Origin of the sequence: Comamonas testosteroni (assembly GCF_014076415.1) — a bacterium.
In the GTDB taxonomy this organism is placed as follows: domain Bacteria; phylum Pseudomonadota; class Gammaproteobacteria; order Burkholderiales; family Burkholderiaceae_C; genus Comamonas; species Comamonas testosteroni_F.
In genome coordinates, this window is record NZ_CP043568.1 from 1,830,491 (window position 1) to 1,849,477 (window position 18,987).

Annotated in this window: 14 protein-coding genes; 11 read left to right on the forward strand and 3 right to left on the reverse strand. The window is 61.0% G+C overall.

Translation table 11 applies throughout. The features are described from left to right. Window positions 1-77: 77 nt before the first annotated feature. Window positions 78-881 (forward strand): ABC transporter ATP-binding protein, encoded by an 804-nt coding sequence (locus F0P97_RS08335; protein ID WP_182286389.1) that lies wholly within the window; start codon window positions 78-80, stop codon window positions 879-881. A 30-nt stretch (window positions 882-911) separates the two neighbouring features. On the opposite strand, the gene F0P97_RS08340 is transcribed toward F0P97_RS08335, so the two are convergent. After that, window positions 912-1,703, reverse strand: a complete 792-nt coding sequence (locus F0P97_RS08340) for an IclR family transcriptional regulator (RefSeq protein WP_182286390.1) — start codon at window positions 1,701-1,703, stop codon at window positions 912-914. A 223-nt stretch (window positions 1,704-1,926) separates the two neighbouring features. Between F0P97_RS08340 and F0P97_RS08345 the strand changes: the two genes are divergently transcribed. Then, entirely contained in the window at window positions 1,927-4,011 is a 2,085-nt protein-coding gene (locus tag F0P97_RS08345) for a TonB-dependent receptor (protein WP_182286391.1), read from the forward strand. Window positions 4,012-4,030: 19 nt separating this feature from the next. Continuing rightward, window positions 4,031-5,383, forward strand: a complete 1,353-nt coding sequence (locus F0P97_RS08350) for an NtaA/DmoA family FMN-dependent monooxygenase (protein WP_182286392.1) — start codon at window positions 4,031-4,033, stop codon at window positions 5,381-5,383. A gap of 109 nt (window positions 5,384-5,492) precedes the next feature. Here F0P97_RS08350 and F0P97_RS08355 read toward each other — a convergent pair whose 3' ends face one another. Further along, on the reverse strand, window positions 5,493-5,927 hold the full coding sequence (locus F0P97_RS08355) for a YbaN family protein (protein ID WP_182286393.1): 435 nt from the start codon (window positions 5,925-5,927) through the stop codon (window positions 5,493-5,495). Window positions 5,928-6,144: 217 nt separating this feature from the next. Between F0P97_RS08355 and F0P97_RS08360 the strand changes: the two genes are divergently transcribed. Continuing rightward, window positions 6,145-7,248, forward strand: coding sequence for an enoyl-CoA hydratase/isomerase family protein (locus tag F0P97_RS08360; protein WP_182286394.1), 1,104 nt, complete (start codon window positions 6,145-6,147; stop codon window positions 7,246-7,248). A gap of 108 nt (window positions 7,249-7,356) precedes the next feature. Here the strand turns inward: F0P97_RS08360 and F0P97_RS08365 are convergent, their stop codons facing one another. Next, the gene (locus F0P97_RS08365) at window positions 7,357-8,475 is read right to left on the reverse strand and encodes a DUF72 domain-containing protein (RefSeq protein ID WP_182286395.1); all 1,119 of its coding nucleotides are present in this window, start codon (window positions 8,473-8,475) and stop codon (window positions 7,357-7,359) included. Window positions 8,476-8,653: 178 nt separating this feature from the next. On the opposite strand from F0P97_RS08365, the gene F0P97_RS08370 reads away from it, so the two are divergent. The 7 genes from F0P97_RS08370 to F0P97_RS08400 all read left to right on the forward strand — a co-directional run bounded on the left by F0P97_RS08370 (window position 8,654) and on the right by F0P97_RS08400 (window position 18,982). Beyond that, a complete protein-coding gene (locus F0P97_RS08370) occupies window positions 8,654-11,035 on the forward strand; it encodes a Tex family protein (protein WP_182286396.1) in 2,382 nt (793 codons plus the stop codon). Window positions 11,036-11,096: 61 nt separating this feature from the next. Further along, on the forward strand, window positions 11,097-12,344 hold the full coding sequence (locus tag F0P97_RS08375) for an alpha/beta hydrolase family protein (protein ID WP_232538155.1): 1,248 nt from the start codon (window positions 11,097-11,099) through the stop codon (window positions 12,342-12,344). Between the two features lie 66 nt (window positions 12,345-12,410). Further along, window positions 12,411-13,253 carry an HDOD domain-containing protein gene (locus tag F0P97_RS08380; RefSeq protein ID WP_182287140.1) on the forward strand — a complete coding sequence of 281 codons (843 nt, stop codon included), beginning with the start codon at window positions 12,411-12,413 and terminating at the stop codon, window positions 13,251-13,253. A 208-nt stretch (window positions 13,254-13,461) separates the two neighbouring features. Further along, window positions 13,462-14,223: a response regulator gene (locus F0P97_RS08385; RefSeq protein WP_182286397.1), complete on the forward strand. Its 762-nt coding sequence runs from the start codon at window positions 13,462-13,464 to the stop codon at window positions 14,221-14,223. 27 nt (window positions 14,224-14,250) lie between these two features. Further along, a complete protein-coding gene (locus F0P97_RS08390) occupies window positions 14,251-15,096 on the forward strand; it encodes a sensor histidine kinase (protein WP_182286398.1) in 846 nt (281 codons plus the stop codon). A 133-nt stretch (window positions 15,097-15,229) separates the two neighbouring features. Beyond that, on the forward strand, window positions 15,230-16,255 hold the full coding sequence (locus F0P97_RS08395; protein ID WP_182286399.1) for a patatin-like phospholipase family protein: 1,026 nt from the start codon (window positions 15,230-15,232) through the stop codon (window positions 16,253-16,255). Between the two features lie 300 nt (window positions 16,256-16,555). Then, entirely contained in the window at window positions 16,556-18,982 is a 2,427-nt protein-coding gene (locus F0P97_RS08400) for an AI-2E family transporter (protein ID WP_182287141.1), read from the forward strand. Window positions 18,983-18,987: the final 5 nt, after the last annotated feature.

Genomic DNA, 18,987 nt, shown 5'->3' on the forward strand with positions numbered 1-18,987 from the left:
TAGGGTATTCCTCATTGTAGAATGCATTCCGAATTTGTAATGCCTAAGGACCTATTGCTTGTGGGGCATGACCGGCCATGACATATCGACTGAGTGCTGATGCAGTGACGCTGCGCTACGGCGAGCGCACCATTTCGCAGGGCCTGTCCCTTGCTGTTCCCGATGGCTCCTTTGCCGTCATCGTGGGGCCGAACGCCTGCGGCAAGTCCACCCTGCTGCGCGCGCTGTCGCGCCTGCTGGCACCGACCGTAGGGAGGGTCATCCTGGATGGCAGGCATATCGCGCAATGGCCTGCCAAGGAGGTCGCACGGCGCCTGGGCTTGCTGCCGCAAAGCGCGGTCGCGCCCGAGGGCATCACGGTGGAAGACCTGGTGGCGCGTGGGCGCTACCCCCATCAGTCCTTCCTGAAGCAGTGGACGGATGCCGACGAGCAGGCGGTGGCCGAGGCCATGAAGGCCACTGATGTGATGGCCCTTTCGGACCGGCTTCTGGACGAGTTGTCAGGCGGGCAGCGCCAACGTGTGTGGATTGCGATGGTGCTGGCGCAGCAGACGCCCATCCTGTTGCTGGATGAGCCCACGACGTTTCTGGACATTGCACACCAGATCGAGTTGCTGGAGCTGCTGGCGGACCTCAACCGGGCCGGCCGCACCGTGATTGCGGTGCTGCACGATCTCAACCACGCCTGCCGCTACGCCTCACACCTGATCGCCATGCGCGACGGGCGCATCGCCGCACAGGGCAATCCCGGGGCGATCTTTACCGAGCAATTGGTTGAGGAAGTGTTCGGCCTGTCATCGGTGGTCATTCCTGACCCTGTGACCGGGACTCCCCTGGTGGTGCCAAGAGGGCGCAAGGCAGTGCATGCCATGGAAGGCTGAAGCACCTGGGTATCTTCCTGCGCGTCGCTTCTAGTGAGAGTCTGAGCCAAAGGCTCGTCCGCCTGTGGCCTGGTTGATCAGGCTGGCTTCGCGCAGCAGCGCATGCCTGTCGTCGGGCGACTTGAGCTGGCCCAGGTCAGAGACAGTGGTGACCGCGCAGGCGATCTCATGCTGTGCGTCGAACACCGGTGCTGCCTGGCCCGTGACGTTGGACAGAAGGTGGCTGGTCAATTCGGACCAGCAGCGCTCGCGCACTTCATCGAGCACGGCCTTGGTCGGTGGCTTGCCGCGGAAATGGGCAGGTTGCTGGCGGCGCGCAGCGTCGATGGTGGCCTTGGGCAGGAAGGCCTGGAACACCAGACCGCAGGCGGTGTTGTCTATGGGCAGGATGTCGCCAAGCGCCAGCGGATTGATGGAGAAGTAGGCGCTTCGGTACCAGCGCACCAGGGTCGGCCCGCGGTCGGTCCAGATGGCCACACCGCCACTGAGCGCGTGTTGGTGTGTCAGCGACTTCATATGCTGCGCCGCAATTTCCACCGCATCCACGCGCTTGAGCGCGCCAATGCCGATGCTCAGTGCCGCGCTGCCCAGGTCGTAGAGGCCGCTGGCCGGGTCCTGCTTGGCCAGGCCTTCCTTGACGAGACTTTGCAGGTAGCGGTGGGCCGTGGAGCCCCCCGTTCCCGTTCGCCGGGCCACCTCGCCCAGCGCCAGTTCGCTTTCGGCATTGGCCAGGATCATGAGGAAGCGTGCGGCGATCGAGACCGACTGGATGGTGCCGGAGCGTTTCTCGCCGGCGGCTGTCTGAGGTGTTGTTGTTTTCAAAGGCTCGGCTTCCTTGCCTGTACTTGGAGCATCGCAGGTGGGCGCCCGGGCGCCGCTGGTCTCGATGATACCGGCTCCTTTCGGGTGGAAGGCAACCCGGCACGCATGCATCTTTTCAGTGTTGTTCTTTTTTCCTCAGATAGGAATGAATTCCTAATGGTGGAATTTCTATGCGTCATGCTGTAACATAAAACAAGAATCATTCTCATTAAAGGAAGATGCCGTGAAACTGTGTTTCCATCGCAGGCTCCCGTCCAGGGCGGGCGCTGTCGCACTCTCTACCTTGATGGCGCCAGCCGGCGTCTTTGCACAGGGTGTGTCGGGCTCCGATGAGGAAACTGCCACGCTTGACGTGGTCGTGGTCAGCGGTGAAAAGGTCAGGCGAGAACTCAAGGACACGGCATCCTCCGTATCGGTCAAGTCTGGCAAGGACATCGAGAGGGAGGAGAGCGGCAATGCCTCGGTCCACGAGGTGCTGCATGACGTGCCCAACGTGGTCTACACCGACACGGTGGGTGCGCCCATCATCCGCGGGCAGGACACGCAGGGCCCCAACAACGGGCAGAACGTCTTCTGGGGCGGCACGGTACCGCGCGCCACCATCAATCTCGATGGCCATTACCTCAATTACAACGAGATGTTCTTCGGCGCGACCTCGGTATGGGATGTGGATAGCATCGAGGTGTTCCGAGGTCCCCAGACCACCTCGCAGGGTGCGAATGCGATAGCGGGCGCAATCATCGTCAATACCAAGGATCCGAGCTTCAAGCCCGAGACGGCCTACCAGCTGGAGGCCGGCAACTACAACTCGCGCCGCGCCTCCATCGCCGTCTCCGGCCCCGTGGGCGAGGAGCTGGCCGCGCGGCTTGCCGTTGACTATGCAGGGCGCGACACTTTTATCGACTACAACAATCCGCGGTTTCAGCAGGGCCAGGCCAACCAGGATTTCCGTGCGCTCAACGCACGCCTGAAACTCCTGTGGCTGCCAAACAGCATTCCCGGCCTGGAAGCCAAATTCACTTACTCGCACAACGACAGCAACCGCCCGACCCAGGAGGCCGCTTCAGCTCCGTTCGGCGCGCTCAAGCACTGGACGACGACCATGCCCAGCTGGAAGCAGAAGACCGACACCGGCATCCTCGACCTCCGCTACGAGCTGGGCAACGGCGTGCGGCTGGTCAACCAGTCCCAGTATTCGCGCTCGTCCGTGCAGCGCTACACCGGCATTTCCGGTGGGGGTGATGCTGATATCCGCCAGAACAATGTCTCCAACGAATTCCGCGCTCTCGTGGGCAACGAAAAAGATCGACTGAGCGGCTTCGGCGGCATCTATTACGCCCGTACCAGCACTGACGAAAGCCTGCTGCTGCGCGGCCTGTCCGCCTTCGACGACACGAAGAAGAACCTGGGCGTCTTCGGCGAGCTGAACTGGCGCCTGGCCGACCGCTGGACCCTGAGCAGCGGGCTGCGCTACCAGCAGGACGAGGTGGTGCGCAATGGCACCTCAGTGTTGGCACCCACCGCCCTTGACTACACGAAAACCTTCTCGGCGCTGCTGCCCAAGCTGTCCCTGGCCTATGCCGCCACGCCACGCTGGACGGTGGGTGCCTTGGTCAGCCGTGGCTACAACCCGGGCGGCGTCTCGCTGAACCTCACCAGCCGGCAATGGGCCTACTTCAAGAAGGAGTCGATCTGGAATTACGAGCTGTTCAGCCGCACCAGCCTGTTCAATGACAGGCTGATGCTCAACACCAACCTGTTCTACATGGACATGCGGGACGCGCAGTACAACATCCCGGTGGTCATCTCGCCGGGCGTGGCTCAGTCCTACACCATCAACGCCGAGAAGGCCCATGCCTACGGCTTCGAGCTGGGCGCCGACTACCGCGCGCTGGACAACCTGCGGATCAAGGCCGGCGTGGGCGTGCTGCGCACCCGCATCGAGGAGATGGGCAGCAACCCCGGCTACGAGCACAACCGCTTCGCCCGCTCGCCCGGCTACAACCTGAGCGTGGGCGTGAGCTGGGACGCCAGCCCCCGGTTCAATGTCTCCGGCCAGGTGCGCCACCTGGACGGCTACTACTCAGATACCGCCAACACGCGCGCCTATGCGGTCGGCTCCAACACCATCGCCGACCTGCGCATGACCTATGCCTACAACGCACGCGTGCAGTTGTACGGCTATATCAAGAACGTGTTCGACACGCGCGCACCGACGTACCTGCAGCAAAACCGCGGCATCGGCGGCATCGAGGCCAGCATGACCGCGCCGCGCATGATCGGCGTGGGCGTGCGCGGAACGTTCTGAGATGGGAATGACAGCAGACATGACAACCCGCAAACCCCTGCACATTGGCCTTTCGCTGGCCCCCACCTGGCTGAGTGGCGACGCCTGGCGGCGGCCCGGCAGCAATATCGAAGGGCTTTACTCCAGCGACTTCGCCCTAGACCTGGCCCGGCGCGCCGAGGCTGCGCACCTGGACTTCGTCTTCCGCCCCGACGTGAGCTTTCTGCCCATGGAGGTGCTGGAGACGGGCGCTGGCTTCGCCAGCCTGGACCCCACGGTGCTGATGGCCGCGCTGGCGCGCGAGACCTCGCGCATCGGCCTGGTGTCCACGGTATCGACCACGTTTTTCCCGCCCTATGCGGTGGCTCGCCAGCTGCAGTCGCTGCACTGGATCAGCAACGGCCGCGCCGGGTGGAACATCGTCACGGCCCTGCAGGGCCACGAGAACTTCGGGTTGCAGGCCATGCCCGATGCCGATGAACGCTATGCGCGGGCCGCAGAATTCACCGACGTGGTGCGCCGGCTGTGGGCCAGCTTCCCCAACGAGGCCTTGAAGATCGATCGGGACAGCGGCCGCTACGCCGATGCCTCACTGGTCCACCCCATAGACCACGAGGGAACGCACCTGAAGGTGCGCGGCCCGCTGAACCTGCCGGAGTTCGGCGGCCCGCGCATTCCGCTGGTGCAGGCGGGCGCGTCCAGCACAGGGCGCGACTTTGCCGCATCGGTGGCAGACATCGTCTTCGCGCCCACGCCGGACCTGGACGCGGCGCTGGAGCTGCGCCGGGACCTGTCTCGGTGCGCCCAGCGTCATGGCCGCCAGGCGCAGGATGTGCGCCTGCTGCCCGGCCTGAGCCTGTACCTGGCCGACACCCGCGAGCAGGCCCGGGAGATGTTCCAGCAGACGCACGGCCGGGTGGACAGGGGCCGCAAGCTGGCATCGATCAAGGCCATGACCGGCCTGGACCTGAAGGACTGGCCCACAGACCGGCCGATCACCGCTGCAGACCTTCCGCCGCCCGTGGCAATCCCGTCCAGCCGCACGCATGCGGGCCTGCTCAGGCGCCTGATGGAGCGCGAGTCATTGCGCATCGACGAACTGCTGCTGCGGCCGGAAATTCTCTCCGCCGCGCACTGGCAGGTGGTCGGCACGGTGGACGATGCCGTGGCGCAGATCACCCAGTGGAGTGCCGCCGGCGCCATCGACGGCTTTCTGGCCGCGCCCGGCGGTTCCGTCGACTCCCTGCATTGCGTGCTGGAGCAGTTGGTGCCCCGGCTAGTGGAGGCTGGCCTGTTCCGCTCTCGCTACACAGGCACCACGTTCATGGAGCACCTTGAAGAGTCGCGTCAGGAACGTGTTCATGCTGCAGCCCAACCATCTGCTCGCTCGTAACGGCGATCCCGTAGCTTGGCTGCCACAGTCGCGTCCGTCATTGGCAGTAATACTTGTTGGCGGCAGCAACTGTCTGCGCACGCTTCGCGGAGCGGTGCTGTGAGCTGCTCTAAACCTGCGGCTCCGGCCTGAGCCACAGCCAGAGCAATACGCAGGCCATGATGCTCAGCGTCATGGCCGTGAGCCACGGCTTGTACGAGAAATACAGAATCAGCAGACTGCTGGCGCCCATGCTGACGGTTGCCGTCCATTTGGCGCGGCGGCTGACCTTGCCGCCAGTGTCCCAGTTGTGCAGCAGCGGGCCGAACACACGGTGCGCATAGAGCCAGCGGTGCAGCCTGGGCGAGCTGCGCACCGCCGCCCAGGCGGCCATCAGTATGAATACCGTGGTGGGCATGCCGGGAACCACGGCGCCTATCAGCCCCAATATCACGCAAACCAGCGCAAAAGCAATGAGCAGATAACGCAGCGGCACGGAAAGCTGCTTGGACTCCAGGTGCGGTTCTTCGCGAGGGGTTTCGGGCGGTGGTGGCAGATCGTTCATGAGGCAGAAGGTGGGCCGCAGAAACTGGTGAAGCTGCAGCCAGGCACGGCTCCCATATTAGTCAGCATTGCAGACCGTTCGGGCTTTGTGGCTGCAGATGCTGGCGGTATTTGTCACGTCCTTGTCCCTGCTTGCGCGGAGTGCAACCGCATAATCGGTGCGCATGGCCTGGCGACCGATTGGCGACCAGCATGGAATTGATTCAAGGAGCAAGACAATGACCCCCACCCCGAGCGCCGATATGTCCGATGTGATTGCCGAAGTCCGTGGCAAGCTGGGCATGATTACGCTCAACCGTCCGAAGGCGCTCAACGCGCTGTCTCTGGGCATGGTGCGCGATCTGCTGGGCACTTTGCTGGCCTGGCAAAAAGACGACTCGATTCTGGGCGTGGCCATTCGTGGCAGCAACAAGGAAGGGGTGTTCGGGGCGTTTTGCGCCGGTGGTGACATCCGCTTTCTGCATGCGGCCGGCAGCAGTGGCAATCCGCAGCTCGAAGATTTCTTCACCGAGGAATATGCGCTCAACCATCTGATCCACAGCTTTGGCAAGCCCTATATCGCTTTCATGGATGGCATCGTCATGGGCGGCGGCATGGGTATCAGCCAGGGCGGCTCGCTGCGCATCGTGACCGAGCGCACCAAGATGGCCATGCCCGAGACGGCCATTGGCCTGTTCCCCGATGTGGGGGGAGGCTATTTCCTCTCGCGCTGCCCCGGTGCCGTGGGCGAATGGCTGGCCTTGACCGGCGACACCATCGGCGCGGGCGATGCCCTGACTTTTGGTCTGGCCGATGGCTGCATTCCCTCCGAACAGCAGGCAGAGCTGTGGGAGACCCTGGCGACCACGGATTTTGCCAATGTGGAAGCGCTCAATGCCGTGGTGCGCTCCCGCTTTGTGAGCGCCGAACCAAAGACGGCAGCTCACCGCGCGGAAATCGATGCCTGTTTTTCTCAGTCCACGCTGGCCGCGGTTGTGCAGGCCTTGCAGGCTGGCAGCGACTGGGCCCAATCCGAAGCTGCCACGCTGCGCAAGCGCTCACCGTTGATGCTGCATGTGGTGCTGGAGCAAATCCGCCGTGCACGCCATATGGATCTAGCCGAAGATCTGCGCATGGAGCGCGATATGGTGCGCCACTGCTTTTATCTGCGACCGGGTCGCAGCGAAACCGTGGAAGGCATCCGGGCACTGGCGGTGGACAAGGACCACAGCCCGCGCTGGAATCCTGCCAGCATCGAAGAGGTGAGCGATGCCGAGTGGCAAGCGTTCTTTGATAGCCCCTGGCCTGCGCATTCGCACCCGCTGGCGGCGCTGAAGGACTGATTGAAGTCCTGATCCAGAAAGCCCGGCAGGTTTATGAGCTTTCGGGCTTTGTTCTTGATAGCCATCAGCGCTTTAAAAGTAAGCGTTTGAGGGGATTCAAGTATTAATTCAGGATGATGTCCGAGGATGCTTGCCAGGGCCTGAGTCTGAAAGGCTCGCAAGCGCCTGCGCCAGCAGTGCTATTGAACGGGGGGCGCATCCCTCGGCATCGTTGCTGATGGTCACAAAAGCGGGTTGACCGGCACCGGTGATGCCAGCAATCGTGCGGGCCAGCCGCTCCCGGGTATGCCGATCTTCGCTGAGGATCTCGTTGAACGGCTGGTGCTTCTTCTGGGCATCGGCATAGCCATAGGCGCCAAAGATGCGATTCAGATTCCAGCGGCACACCAGCGGCCCGGGCCACAAGGCGCGCAGCGTGGGCAACTGCTCTTCGATGGGAGGCATTTTGCCGTGCAGCCCCAGGCAGTAGGTCGCGCCATGGAGCTTGAGTGTCTGGGCCAGTGCCGAGGTCAGCAGTTCGGGGTCTCTGACCTCGACGGCAACGACGACCTGCGGATGTTTTTGCAGCGCCTGTTTCACAGCGGACAGCAGAAGGCCCAGCCTTTCCATCAGCTGGCCGGGGCGGCTGAGCAGACTCCAGGGCAGGGGACTGAGTTGAAAGACGAGAACGCCCAGCTTGCTGCCCAGCCCTTCGAGAGTAGGCTCCACAAAATGCTCTATGGCCAGGCCAGGGTCCAGAAACGCGGGGTTGGTCTCGCGCGGCTTGCCTTCCTCGCTGCGTACCTGGGCATCGGTGATGCCGGCCGGGCATTTGACGACAAAGCGAAAGTCGGCATCGACCTGAGCGGCAAAGGCTGCATATTGGCTGGCCGTCAGCGGCCTCCAGAAGGTGCGGTCGACGCAGACGGTGCGCAGCAACGGGTGCTGGTGATAGGCCGTCAGCCCTTTTTTGGCCAGCACGCTGCTGTCATAGGCTCCGTCCCAGACCAAGCCCTCCCAGCCCGGATAGGACCAGGTCGAGACGCCCATGCGCAGCAGGGGGGGCAGTTGTGCGGCCAGCTCCCTGTACTGCGCAGCTGCAGGGGTCAGGGAAATAGCACCGCGCCTGGGCTTGCGTTCAGCTGTGTCATCGGCCTGCGGCGCTTCTTCAGTCCGAGCCTTGCCGGTACCGTCTCCGGGCGGAGGCAGCTCATCGGCAAAAAAATCGTCCTGGAAGGTATCGGGCATGTCGCAATAATTCTAATGAAATTGGCCTTTCACGCTTTCTCATCAATGGAAAGCAGCTATGGAAAGCATAGTTTTTAAGGTTTGCTTGCACTTATGCCGGATATCGAGTGCCGTGTGGCGGCATGCCTATGGCAAACTCATTGGCTTCCTGTATTGAACGCCGTGGGGCGAATATCGAATGCAAAAAATCATTGGTCAGATTGCTCAAGAACTGAATGTCAAGCCGCAGCAGGTGAGCGCGGCAGTGGAGTTGCTCGATGGCGGCGCCACGGTTCCGTTTGTGGCCCGCTACCGCAAGGAGGCCACGGGCGGTCTGGACGATACGCAACTGCGCACGCTGGACGAGCGCCTGACCTATCTGCGCGAGTTGGACGACCGCCGCGAGACGGTGCTCAAGGCCATTGACGAGCAGGGCAAGCTGACCGATGCGCTGCGCCTGGCGATTGCCAGTGCGCCGACCAAGCAGGAGCTGGAGGACATTTACCTGCCCTTCAAGCAAAAGCGCCGTACCAAGGGCCAGATTGCCAAGGAATTCGGCATCGAGCCGCTGGCCGACAAGCTGTTTGCCGACCCCACGCTGGATCCGCACAAGGAAGCCGAGGCTTTCTGCAAGCCTGCGACGACCCTGGACGACGGCAAGCCCGGCCCCGACTTCAGCACCACCTTTGCCGTGCTGGACGGCGTACGCGACATCCTGTCCGAGCGCTGGGCCGAAGACCCGGCACTGGTTCAGAAGCTGCGCGAATGGCTGTGGGATGAAGGCCTGCTCAAGTCCAAGAAGGTCGAGAGCAAGAACGAGAATGACCCCGAAGTCGCCAAGTTTCGCGACTACTTCGAGTACGACGAGCCCATTGGCCGCGTGCCCTCGCACCGGGCCCTGGCCGTGTTCCGCGGCCGTGCGCTGGAGGTTCTCGAAGCCAAGCTGGTGCAACCGGTCGAGCCTGAACCGGGCCAACCCAGCCTTGCCGAAGGCAAGATTGCGCTGCACCTGGGCTGGAGCCATGCCAAGCGCGCTGCTGACGATCTGATTCGCAAATGCGTCGCCTGGACATGGCGCGTGAAGCTGAGCCTGTCCACTGAGCGCGATCTGTTCAGCCGCCTGCGCGAAGACGCCGAGAAGGTGGCCATCAAGGTGTTTGGTGACAATCTGCGTGACCTGCTGCTGGCTGCGCCGGCCGGGCAGCGGGCCGTGATCGGTCTGGACCCCGGCATTCGCACCGGCGTCAAGGTGGCCGTGGTGGACAGTACGGGCAAGCTGGTGGACACCACTACCATCTACCCGCATGAGCCGCGCCGCGACTGGGATGGCTCACTGGCCGTGCTCGCCCGTCTGGTGGAAAAGCACGATATCAATCTGATTGCCATCGGCAACGGCACAGCCAGCCGCGAAACCGACAAGCTGGCGGCGGATCTAATCAAGATCGCCTCCAAGGCCGACAAGAAGATTGACAAGGTGGTGGTGAGCGAGGCCGGGGCTTCGGTCTATTCGGCCAGCGAGTTTGCGGCGCAGGAAATGCCGGATATCGACGTGAGCCTGCGTGGTGCGGCATCGATTGCCCGCCGCCTGCAGGATCCGCTGGCCGAGCTGGTCAAGATCGATCCCAAGAGCATTGGCGTGGGCCAGTACCAGCACGATGTGAACCAGAGCGAGCTGGCCCGCCAGCTGGATGCCGTGGTCGAGGATTGCGTGAACTCCGTGGGTGTGGACTTGAACACCGCTTCGGCTCCGCTGCTGACGCGCGTCTCAGGCCTGTCGGGTTCGGTCGCCAAGTCGGTCGTGCGCTGGCGCGATGCCAATGGCTCGTTCAAGAACCGCAAGCAACTGATGGAAGTGGCTGGCCTGGGGGCCAAGACTTTCGAGCAGGCCGCAGGCTTTCTGCGCATTCGCGGTGGCGACAATCCACTCGATATGACAGGGGTTCACCCCGAAACCTATCCTGTGGTGGAGCAGATCATTGTCTCTACCGGCAAGCCTGTGGACCAGATCATGGGTCGTGGCGAGGTACTCAAGTCTTTGAAGCCTGAACAGTTTGCCAATGACAAATTTGGTGCTGTGACCATCAAGGACATTCTTGGCGAGCTGGAGAAGCCCGGTCGTGACCCGCGTCCTGACTTTGTCGTCGCCCGTTTCAATGACGGTGTGGAAGACATCAAGGACCTGAAGGAAGGCATGACGCTGGAAGGCACGGTCAGCAACGTGGCCCAGTTCGGCGCGTTCGTGGATCTGGGCGTGCACCAGGATGGTCTGGTGCACGTGAGCCAGATGAGCCACAAGTTCATCGAGGATGCTCGTGAGGTGGTCAAGACCGGGCAGATCGTCAAGGTCAAGGTGCTGGAAGTCGATGTGGACCGCAAGCGCATCAGCCTGACCATGAAGCTCGATGCGGCGCCTGCGCGCCGGGACGGCCCGCGCGACAACCGCTTTGAAGGCGCTGGTCGTGGCAACAGCTACGGCGGTGGCAACCGTGGTGGCTATGCCCAACCCCAGCGTGGCAACCAGCCGACAGAGCAAAATGCCATGGCGTCAGCCTTTGCGAAGTTGCAGGGATTAAAGAAATAATCTCCTACCGGGCCGCCACTCAATTCATATTACAGGCGGCCTTTTTTGTGGGAGCACATCAATGCGCAAAGCGAGGGGGCGGGTGATACTGCCGGCCATAGGGGTGGCAATCTTGGTGGTCTTTATCGGCGCCAAGATGGCATCGCGCGGCTGGATATCGTTGGACAAAGTCAAAAACAAGGCCCATGCCCAGCAGGCAGCAGCCTTGGTCTGGCCACCAGCCCTGGCGCCAGAGAACGATGACTTTTGCCATACCGTCAAGCTCAATCTAGCCCAAGTTGACAAAGCCCAGGAAGAGGGCATCAACATAGATCAGCAGCGGCGCTGCATCACGCGTGCTGCGATGGCAGAGCATGAAATGGCCAAAGTGCGTCACGCTGCCGCGCGCAAGCAGCACGAGAGCCAGCGCGCGGAGCAGGTGCAGATCGAGCAGGTGGTTGAGCAACAGATCGCTTCTGGCGAAATCGCTCTGCAGAATCTGATGCAGGCTCGTGCCGGCAAGACAACACAGATTGCGACAGCCTTGTTGCCGGCGGCCCACAAGCCTATCCAGCCGATGCCGACACCGCCTTCTCAGCTGTTTGTTTCAATGAGCTATCAGAGCGGGGATCTGAAACTCAATGCCTTTGTCACTCCGGATCCCAGGGATGGGAAGAAGCTGCCTTTGATGGTCTGGCTGACGGGGGGAGATACCAATAGCCTGGACGATTTCTGGAGCGAAGGGCCAGCTGCCAATGACCAAAGCGCCGGTGCTTTTCGCAAGGCTGGCATGGCGATGCTGTTTCCCACATTGCGTGGCGGCAATGACAATCCCGGCCAGCGTGAGTATTTCTGGGGGGAGGTGCAGGATGTGGCTGCAGCCATCCTGCAGGCCGCACAGCTGCCTTATGTCGACCCGGCACGCATCTATCTCGGTGGGCACAGCACCGGAGCCACGCTGGCTTTGCTGACGGCGACGGCAGGGCTGCCCGTTCAGGGGGTGTTCGCGTTTGGTCCGGTGGACGAGGTCGGCGGCTATGGCTGGCCCGTGAAATGGGGTTTGATCTCGGCGGATGAAAGGCGCTTGCGTTCGCCCGTCTACTGGCTGCATGCCATAAAGAGCCCGACGTGGATCATCGAGGGCAGCAAGAGCCCCGGCAATATCAACAGTCTTGACAATATGTGCGCCGCACGAAAATCGAATCAGCTGCACTGTGTCTCGGTTCAGGGGGCGGATCACTTTTCCGTGTTACAACCCCTGACACGCAAGCTTGCCAGCCAGCTGGTCATGGGCCAGCCAGTGCAATTGAATAGAGATGAAAAGCTCTGACCTTCCTATGTGCGCTCTCGTGTTCATTTCGTGGTGGCGACAGCCTTGCCACTGCCTTTGATCCAGATGAGCCGCGTCAAACCATTGAGTCTGTCAACCTTGCTTGAGCAGCATGTATTGCTGCCAAGCCAGCCGCGCGTCGTTGCACTGCTGTCGAGTGAACTGCGCAAGCCAGAGCCCGGCATGCGCAGTCTGGTGCAATTGTTTTCCAGCGATCCGGTCTTGACCGCTCGTCTGCTGGCTGCCGCCAATGGGCCAGCGCATCTGCTGGGGCAGCGCGTACACAGCATTCCCGAAGCACTGGTGCTGCTGGCGCCGGTTCAGTTGCGGCAACTGGTGCTGAAGGCGGCTCCAGTCAGTGCATCTCATGTTTCGGCAGGCTGGAGTCTCGCGAATTTCTGGCGCTACAGCCTGGACACGGCACGCATGGCGCGCGCGCTTGCAGTGTCGGTTCAGGCCAACGCCTCGCAGGCATATACGTTGGGACTGCTGCATGGCCTGGGAGAGCTGTTGCTGCAGGCCGCCGACCCGGACACTTTCTTCAGACTTTCTGAGCTGTTGGAGCCCATGCATCCCAAGCGCCCCCAGGTGGAAATGCAGCTGATGGGCTATTGCTCTGGGCAGATTACGGCCCATTTGGCGCGGCAGTGGAATTTTCCGGAGCTGATCAGCGATGCCTTTCAGTTCATGCATGCGCCGCTGGAGCAGCCTGTGTTCGAGCCTTTGACGGGGGTGCTGCATCTGGCCGTCTGGCGAGCATCGACCCGGGCGCTCAATTGGGATGAGCGCCAGCTGGCAGTGACATTCCCCGCAGAAACTGGACTGGCGCTGGGCATGGACATCGACATGGTGCTGCGTCAGGCATCCATCGACTGGCACGTGGCAGGCTCTCTGGATGTTCAGTTTTAGGGTACCTGGGCGACTGTGATGAGGAATTGGCGGTTTTGAATAGGTGTCGTCAGAAAACCGTGATTACTCAAATTGCATTTTTTCTTACGCTGAGTTGCAGTTTTAATTGCTAAAAACTATCTAATGACGCGCTGGGGAGTTTTTTTCTATATGGTGTCTTGAGCACCATCCTGAGTCCCCGGCAAGCAACTCTGGCCAGGAGAGAGAAATGGACCCGAACGGCGCAAACAACTCTGGTGATGCCTTGATGCTCCGACCCATGGCTGTGGAGTTGGGGAGTCCTTCCATGTGGCCCGATCACATGGTGGGGCAGCCCGACAAGCCTGTCAGAGTGCTGTTGGTGGACGATGATGTGCATCTACGCATGGTGATCGCACAGGAAATCATGAATGATCGGCGCACCATGGTGGTCGCGCAGGCGGACAACCTCAAGGATGCAAGAAAAGCCATTCGTCAACATGAGTTTGATGTCATGTTGCTGGATCTGAAGCTGGGGGCTGACGATGGTCTCGAGTTGATTGAGGTGGTGAAAAGCCAGCGCCCGCAGGCCGAGGTCATTGTGGTTTCGGTGGTGGAGACGGAAGAGCAGGTGTTGCATGCTTTTGAATTGGGTGCAACCGGCTATCTGGTCAAGAACTCCTGGTTTGGCAACTATCCGCAAGCGGTGCTGCAGGTTGTCAATGGCGGGGCATCTATCACTCCCAGTCTCGCCAGGCGGCTCTTGCAGCGGTATGACAAGCGGCCGGCCACCGGAGCCGTTCCGGGCTCCGATATGTCCGACAGGCTCTCCAGCCGCGAATGCGAGGTCTTGCGTATGGTTGCCAGCGGCAATACCAGTGCAGAGATCGGCACGCAGTTGGAGATCAGCACCATGACGGTCAACACGCACATCAAGAACATCTATCGCAAGCTCCAGGTGCGCACTCGAGCACAAGCCGTGCGTTTCGCCTACTTGCGTGGCTGGTTCTAAGCGCCAGTGTCTGCGAACGCATTCACCATGTCCTACGTCTGGCAGCTGCTTCTGTGGGGTGTTCAGCTGCTGCTGTGGCTGCCATGGCTTTTGCAGACTGGAGTGGTGTTCAATTCAGTTCCCTGGTGGACTGCGGCGCTAGGTGCGGGGGGCAGCATGGCGGCTGTCGCCTGGCTGTTGCCTCTTGCATATCGCAGCGTGCTGTGGCGCAGACGTAAAAGCGTACGTCCATCGAGAGAGGTACAGCTGGAGCGTAGGCGCATAGCGGAGGCATTGCATGACGATGTCGGCAGCCAACTGGTGCAACTGATCAGCCTGACCGATCTCGGCACGGACCCGGCGATTCGCAGCAACGCAGAACAATGCCTGCTCGATCTACGGCTGATTGTTGATTCCATGGACAGCCGAGATGAACCCTTGGGTGTCCTTCTGGCACGTTTCAGGCACAGGCTGCAACCCGTGCTGGATCATCGAGGCATGAGTCTGCACTGGGATGTTTGGGTCCCGGAGATGTCTGGCGATACCGGCAGCCTGCCATGCGGCGCCATGGCCGAGGAAATCATGTCAGTGGTGAAGGAGGCCGTAAGCAATGTGCTGCAGCACACTGACGCGCTTGAACTCTGGATTACGCTGTCTGCCGACGAACAGTGGAAAAGTGCTTCAAATGTTTCAGATGCCTCCTTTGTGCATGCTCGCCTGAGCATTGAGGATACGGGGCCCGTCAGACCGGCTGACGACGGGAAAATCCCGGACCTGGCATCTGCTGCTGGCATGGGGTGGGTCAATATGCGCCGCAGAGCGCTTGTCATGGGAGCCAAACTGAGCATCTCCGCCAGACCCGGTGGCGGTACATCGGTTACGCTCAACTGGTGAAGTCACTGAGCCGATCGCAAGCAACGGGGCTTGAAAGCACAATGCCTACATGACGTCATCCACAAGAGCATTGCGAATCTATGCCGGTCTCAAGGCGCGGCAGTCTATAGAGCGTCGGGGCTTGCAGCCGGATATGGTCAGAGTCATACCGGCGGCCGCAGGCGGTCCCAAGGGCTTGATTCTCGGACCTCTGGATCGTTTCATCTTTGGGCAGTGGTTGCAGGCCAGCGCGCAGCCTGTGGATCTGATTGGAGCCTCCATCGGTGCCTGGCGCATGGCGACGGCTTGCCTGGACGCACCAGTGGAAGCCTTTGAGCGACTGGAGCGTGACTATATTGCACAGCGCTTCGATCCCCCCGAAGGGCAAAGGCGCACGCCGTCGTCGCTGGTCAGTGAACGGTTTGCGCAGTCTCTACAGGACTTTTACGGGGGGCGTGTGAGTGAGGTTCTGGCGAATCCGCGCTATAGGCTGCATGTGATTGCCGCCCGCGGGCGTGGCCTGCTGTCACGTGCATCCCCGTGGCGCACTCCATTGGGCTATGCGGCCGCGTTTGCCGGCAATGCATTGCATCGGTCGGCATTGGGCTGCTTGCTGGAGCGTGTGATCTTTTCCTCTTCTTCTTCTTTAAGCGATGCCGTGCATGCTCTTCCCTTTGGTGTTGCGGACATTCGGTCTGCGCAGACCCGGTTGACGGAGAGTAATTTCATGGATGCCTTGCGAGCCAGTTGCTCCATCCCTTTCGTGCTGGATGCCGTGCAAGACATTTCAGATGCTCCCAAGGGTGCCTATTGGGATGGTGGCATTACCGACTATCACATGCATCTGGACTATCTGGCCTCTCGTAGCGGCGATGGGGTGGTGCTATATCCTCATTTCCAGAAAGCGGTGATTCCTGGCTGGTTGGACAAGGGGCTGAAATGGCGTCATGGACCGAGTTCGTATCTGGACTCGATGATTGTGCTGGCTCCTGATCCCGCCTGGGTGACCTGCCTGCCTAACGCCAAGTTGCCGGATCGGCACGATTTTCTGAGCTATGGCACAGACCATGATGCGCGCGCCAAGGCCTGGAATGCCGCGACGGCGGCCAGTCGGCAGCTGGCCGATGAGTTTGCGCAGTGGCTACATGCGCCTGATCCGGGTCGAGTCGAGGCTCTATAGCGCTTTTTTGCAAATTACGACAAAGCCTGACAGCAGAGGAGGGCAGAGCCAGTTGGAATTCTGGATGAGCGCACTTTGTCTCAGAAAATCATAGACAACAGTCCATCAAGGATGCCAATGTCAGAGAACCGAAACGAGAAGTCTCCGTACGATGAGTCGTCTGCAATCCCCGAGGTCAACTTTGGCGCGGTTGCGCCAGCCAAACCTTATGCGGGGGCGCCGGTCGAAATCGAGACTCTCTCGCGAGAGACGGGTTCGGCCAGAGAGGGCCGGCAGCCTGCTCCCGGTTTGTGGGAGGGCATGGACAGACGAGCCAGAGGCAATGTGGCTCCCGGGCTTGTGCATCTGGCAGAAATGCTGCCGGCACTGCGCTTGCTCATCGGATTGATGATTGCTTCCATCGTGATCCTTGCTCTGTACTTCGGGCGGGACATGTTGATTCCTTTGGCCCTGGCAATGCTGTTCGGCTTTTTGCTCGACCCGGCTGTCAGCCGGCTCAAGCGCTGGGGGCTGCCGCGAATGGCTTCGGCCATTGTGGTCGTGGCTTTTGCCCTGGCAGCGCTCGGAGGGCTGGGCATGTATCTGGGGAGTCAGGTGCAGCAACTCAGTGCCGATCTGCCGACCTATCAATCGACGATTCGGGACAAATTGCGCAGCCTGCGCAAGAGCGCAAACATGCCCAGCGCCTGGGATGGCGTTTTCAAGACCTACAACACCGTTGAGAAGGAGATCGCCAGCGTGGATAGCGCCAGGGCGCGGGTGCAGAAAGTGGAGGTTCAGCCTCCCGATTCCAAGCCCACCACGCGGATGCTGCAGTGGCTGGGGCGTATTGCCGAGCCGGTGACGACCGCAGGCATCGTGTTGCTGTTTGTCATATTGATTCTGCTTGACAGGGACGAGCTGAGGGATCGGTTGCTTAGGCTGGTGGGGGGCAACCTCAATGTGGCCACCGATGCGCTGGATGAGGCCTCGCAGCGCATTGGCAAATATCTGCGCATGCAGTTCATCGTCAATGTCAGCTATGGCGTGCCACTCGCCATGGGCTTGTTGCTCATTGGTGTGCCGGGGGCGATTCTCTGGGGCGTGCTGGGCGCCATCATGCGATTTGTGCCCTATGTGGGTCCGATGATGTCTGCGGTATTTCCGCTGGCGCTGGCCTTTGCGGTCGATCCCAGCTGGGATATGTTTTTGATGACTCTGGGCCTGATTTTGCTGCTGGAGCTGATCAGCAACAATGTGATCGAGCCGTGGCTATATGGCTCAAGTACAGGTTTGTCGACCTTGTCAATCATTGTCGCCGCAACCTTCTGGACAGCGCTTTGGGGGCCGATCGGCCTGATTCTTTCCACACCATTGACGGTGTGCCTGCTGGTGCTGGGGCGCTACATTCCCTCGCTCAAATTCATGGAGGTCTTGCTGGGCAGCGAGCCTGTTCTCGGGCCGCAGCAACGGCTGTATCAGCGTCTGCTGGCCGATGACGCTGATGATGCCATCAGCATGGCCGTACAGTCCGTGGAGGAGCGCCTGCTCTCGAAGCACAGCCAGGATGACAGGGCCAGTGCCGTCAGCGGGTTTTATGATGAGGTTGCCATTCCTGCTCTGCGTATTGCAACCCAGCAGCATCTGGAGTCGGCGACGGCCGAACATCGCTTGCGGCTGTCCAATGGCATGGCAGCCTTGCTTGAGGAGCTGCAGGACCAATATGCATTCAGAAGCTGTGGCGAGCATGGCCGGGCGGCTCCCGGTGAAGGTGATCAGCGTCAATGCCTGCGCATTCATTGCGCGGGTGTGCGCTGGGAGGTGGATGCCCTGGGCGCAGCCATGGTGGCCCATGCAGAGAGTTTGCATGGTCATGAGGTTAGCTGCTCCGGATGGGCACTTGCCCCGGACTCGAAGTCCTTGCAGTTTGATGCCAATGGCTTGTTGGCGGATCGCGAGTGGGTTCAGGCCGTGAAGCAATCGGATCTATTGGTGCTGTCGATTTTCAATCACCAGCCACAAAGCATGGCGAGACGCATTGTGCGGCGCATTCGCCGCCATTGGCCGGGTGCACGAGTGGTGCTGTGCCTGTGGAATGCTCCAGCCGTGGCCGCTGACCCCGAGTTTGCCCGGCAGACAGGAGCGCAGGCCTGCGTGACCAGTCTGCGGGAGTTGCATCTGTGGGTAGAGGCCATGCAGGTTGGAGATCCCGGCGAGTGTGTGATTGCAGCTCCGATTCCCGATGACGATGTGCAGCGCGTCAAAATGCTGCATGAAAGCGGAGTGCTGGCACCGGCATTGACAGCGCTGTATCGCGATACGGCCAAGAAGGCCGTGAACGCTTTCAACACCAAGTGGGCTCAAGTTTCCTGGGTGGATGCTGAACGTGTCTTTGCGCCGGGCAGTCTGCTGCCGCTGTCAGCGCAAGAGGGCGCTCAACAAGGCTTCCCTCGTGATGGCACGGTGTGCTCGTATGTCGTGTATGAAGAAGAGGCCATTGTGGTCGGAGACTTGGCGCGAGACCCCCGATTTGCAAGCGACTCGTTGGTGCATAGCCTCAAGCTGCGCTTTTATGCGGGTGTGCCTTTGTTGGACAAAAAAGGCAATGTGCTGGGCTGTCTTTCCATACTTGATGACGAGCCTCGAAACATGTCCGACGATGAGCTCGAGGTGCTCAGCAGCATGGCGAGGCAATTGATGGAAGATGTGCGCGAAGCGCTCAAGCAGGGCCCTGTCGTTGAGGCTTGAGCGCC

Bases quoted from the DNA above. Each gene is read 5' to 3' on its own strand.
- F0P97_RS08335 (WP_182286389.1), top strand. From the start codon at position 78: ATGACATATCGACTGAGTGCTGATGCAGTGACGCTGCGCTACGGCGAG.
- F0P97_RS08350 (WP_182286392.1), top strand. From the start codon at position 4,031: ATGACAACCCGCAAACCCCTGCACATTGGCCTTTCGCTGGCCCCCACC.
- F0P97_RS08355 (WP_182286393.1), bottom strand. From the start codon at position 5,927: ATGAACGATCTGCCACCACCGCCCGAAACCCCTCGCGAAGAACCGCAC.
- F0P97_RS08360 (WP_182286394.1), top strand. From the start codon at position 6,145: ATGACCCCCACCCCGAGCGCCGATATGTCCGATGTGATTGCCGAAGTC.
- F0P97_RS08365 (WP_182286395.1), bottom strand. From the start codon at position 8,475: ATGCCCGATACCTTCCAGGACGATTTTTTTGCCGATGAGCTGCCTCCG.
- F0P97_RS08370 (WP_182286396.1), top strand. From the start codon at position 8,654: ATGCAAAAAATCATTGGTCAGATTGCTCAAGAACTGAATGTCAAGCCG.
- F0P97_RS08375 (WP_232538155.1), top strand. From the start codon at position 11,097: ATGCGCAAAGCGAGGGGGCGGGTGATACTGCCGGCCATAGGGGTGGCA.
- F0P97_RS08380 (WP_182287140.1), top strand. From the start codon at position 12,411: ATGAGCCGCGTCAAACCATTGAGTCTGTCAACCTTGCTTGAGCAGCAT.
- F0P97_RS08385 (WP_182286397.1), top strand. From the start codon at position 13,462: ATGGACCCGAACGGCGCAAACAACTCTGGTGATGCCTTGATGCTCCGA.
- F0P97_RS08390 (WP_182286398.1), top strand. From the start codon at position 14,251: ATGTCCTACGTCTGGCAGCTGCTTCTGTGGGGTGTTCAGCTGCTGCTG.
- F0P97_RS08395 (WP_182286399.1), top strand. From the start codon at position 15,230: ATGGTCAGAGTCATACCGGCGGCCGCAGGCGGTCCCAAGGGCTTGATT.
- F0P97_RS08400 (WP_182287141.1), top strand. From the start codon at position 16,556: ATGGACAGACGAGCCAGAGGCAATGTGGCTCCCGGGCTTGTGCATCTG.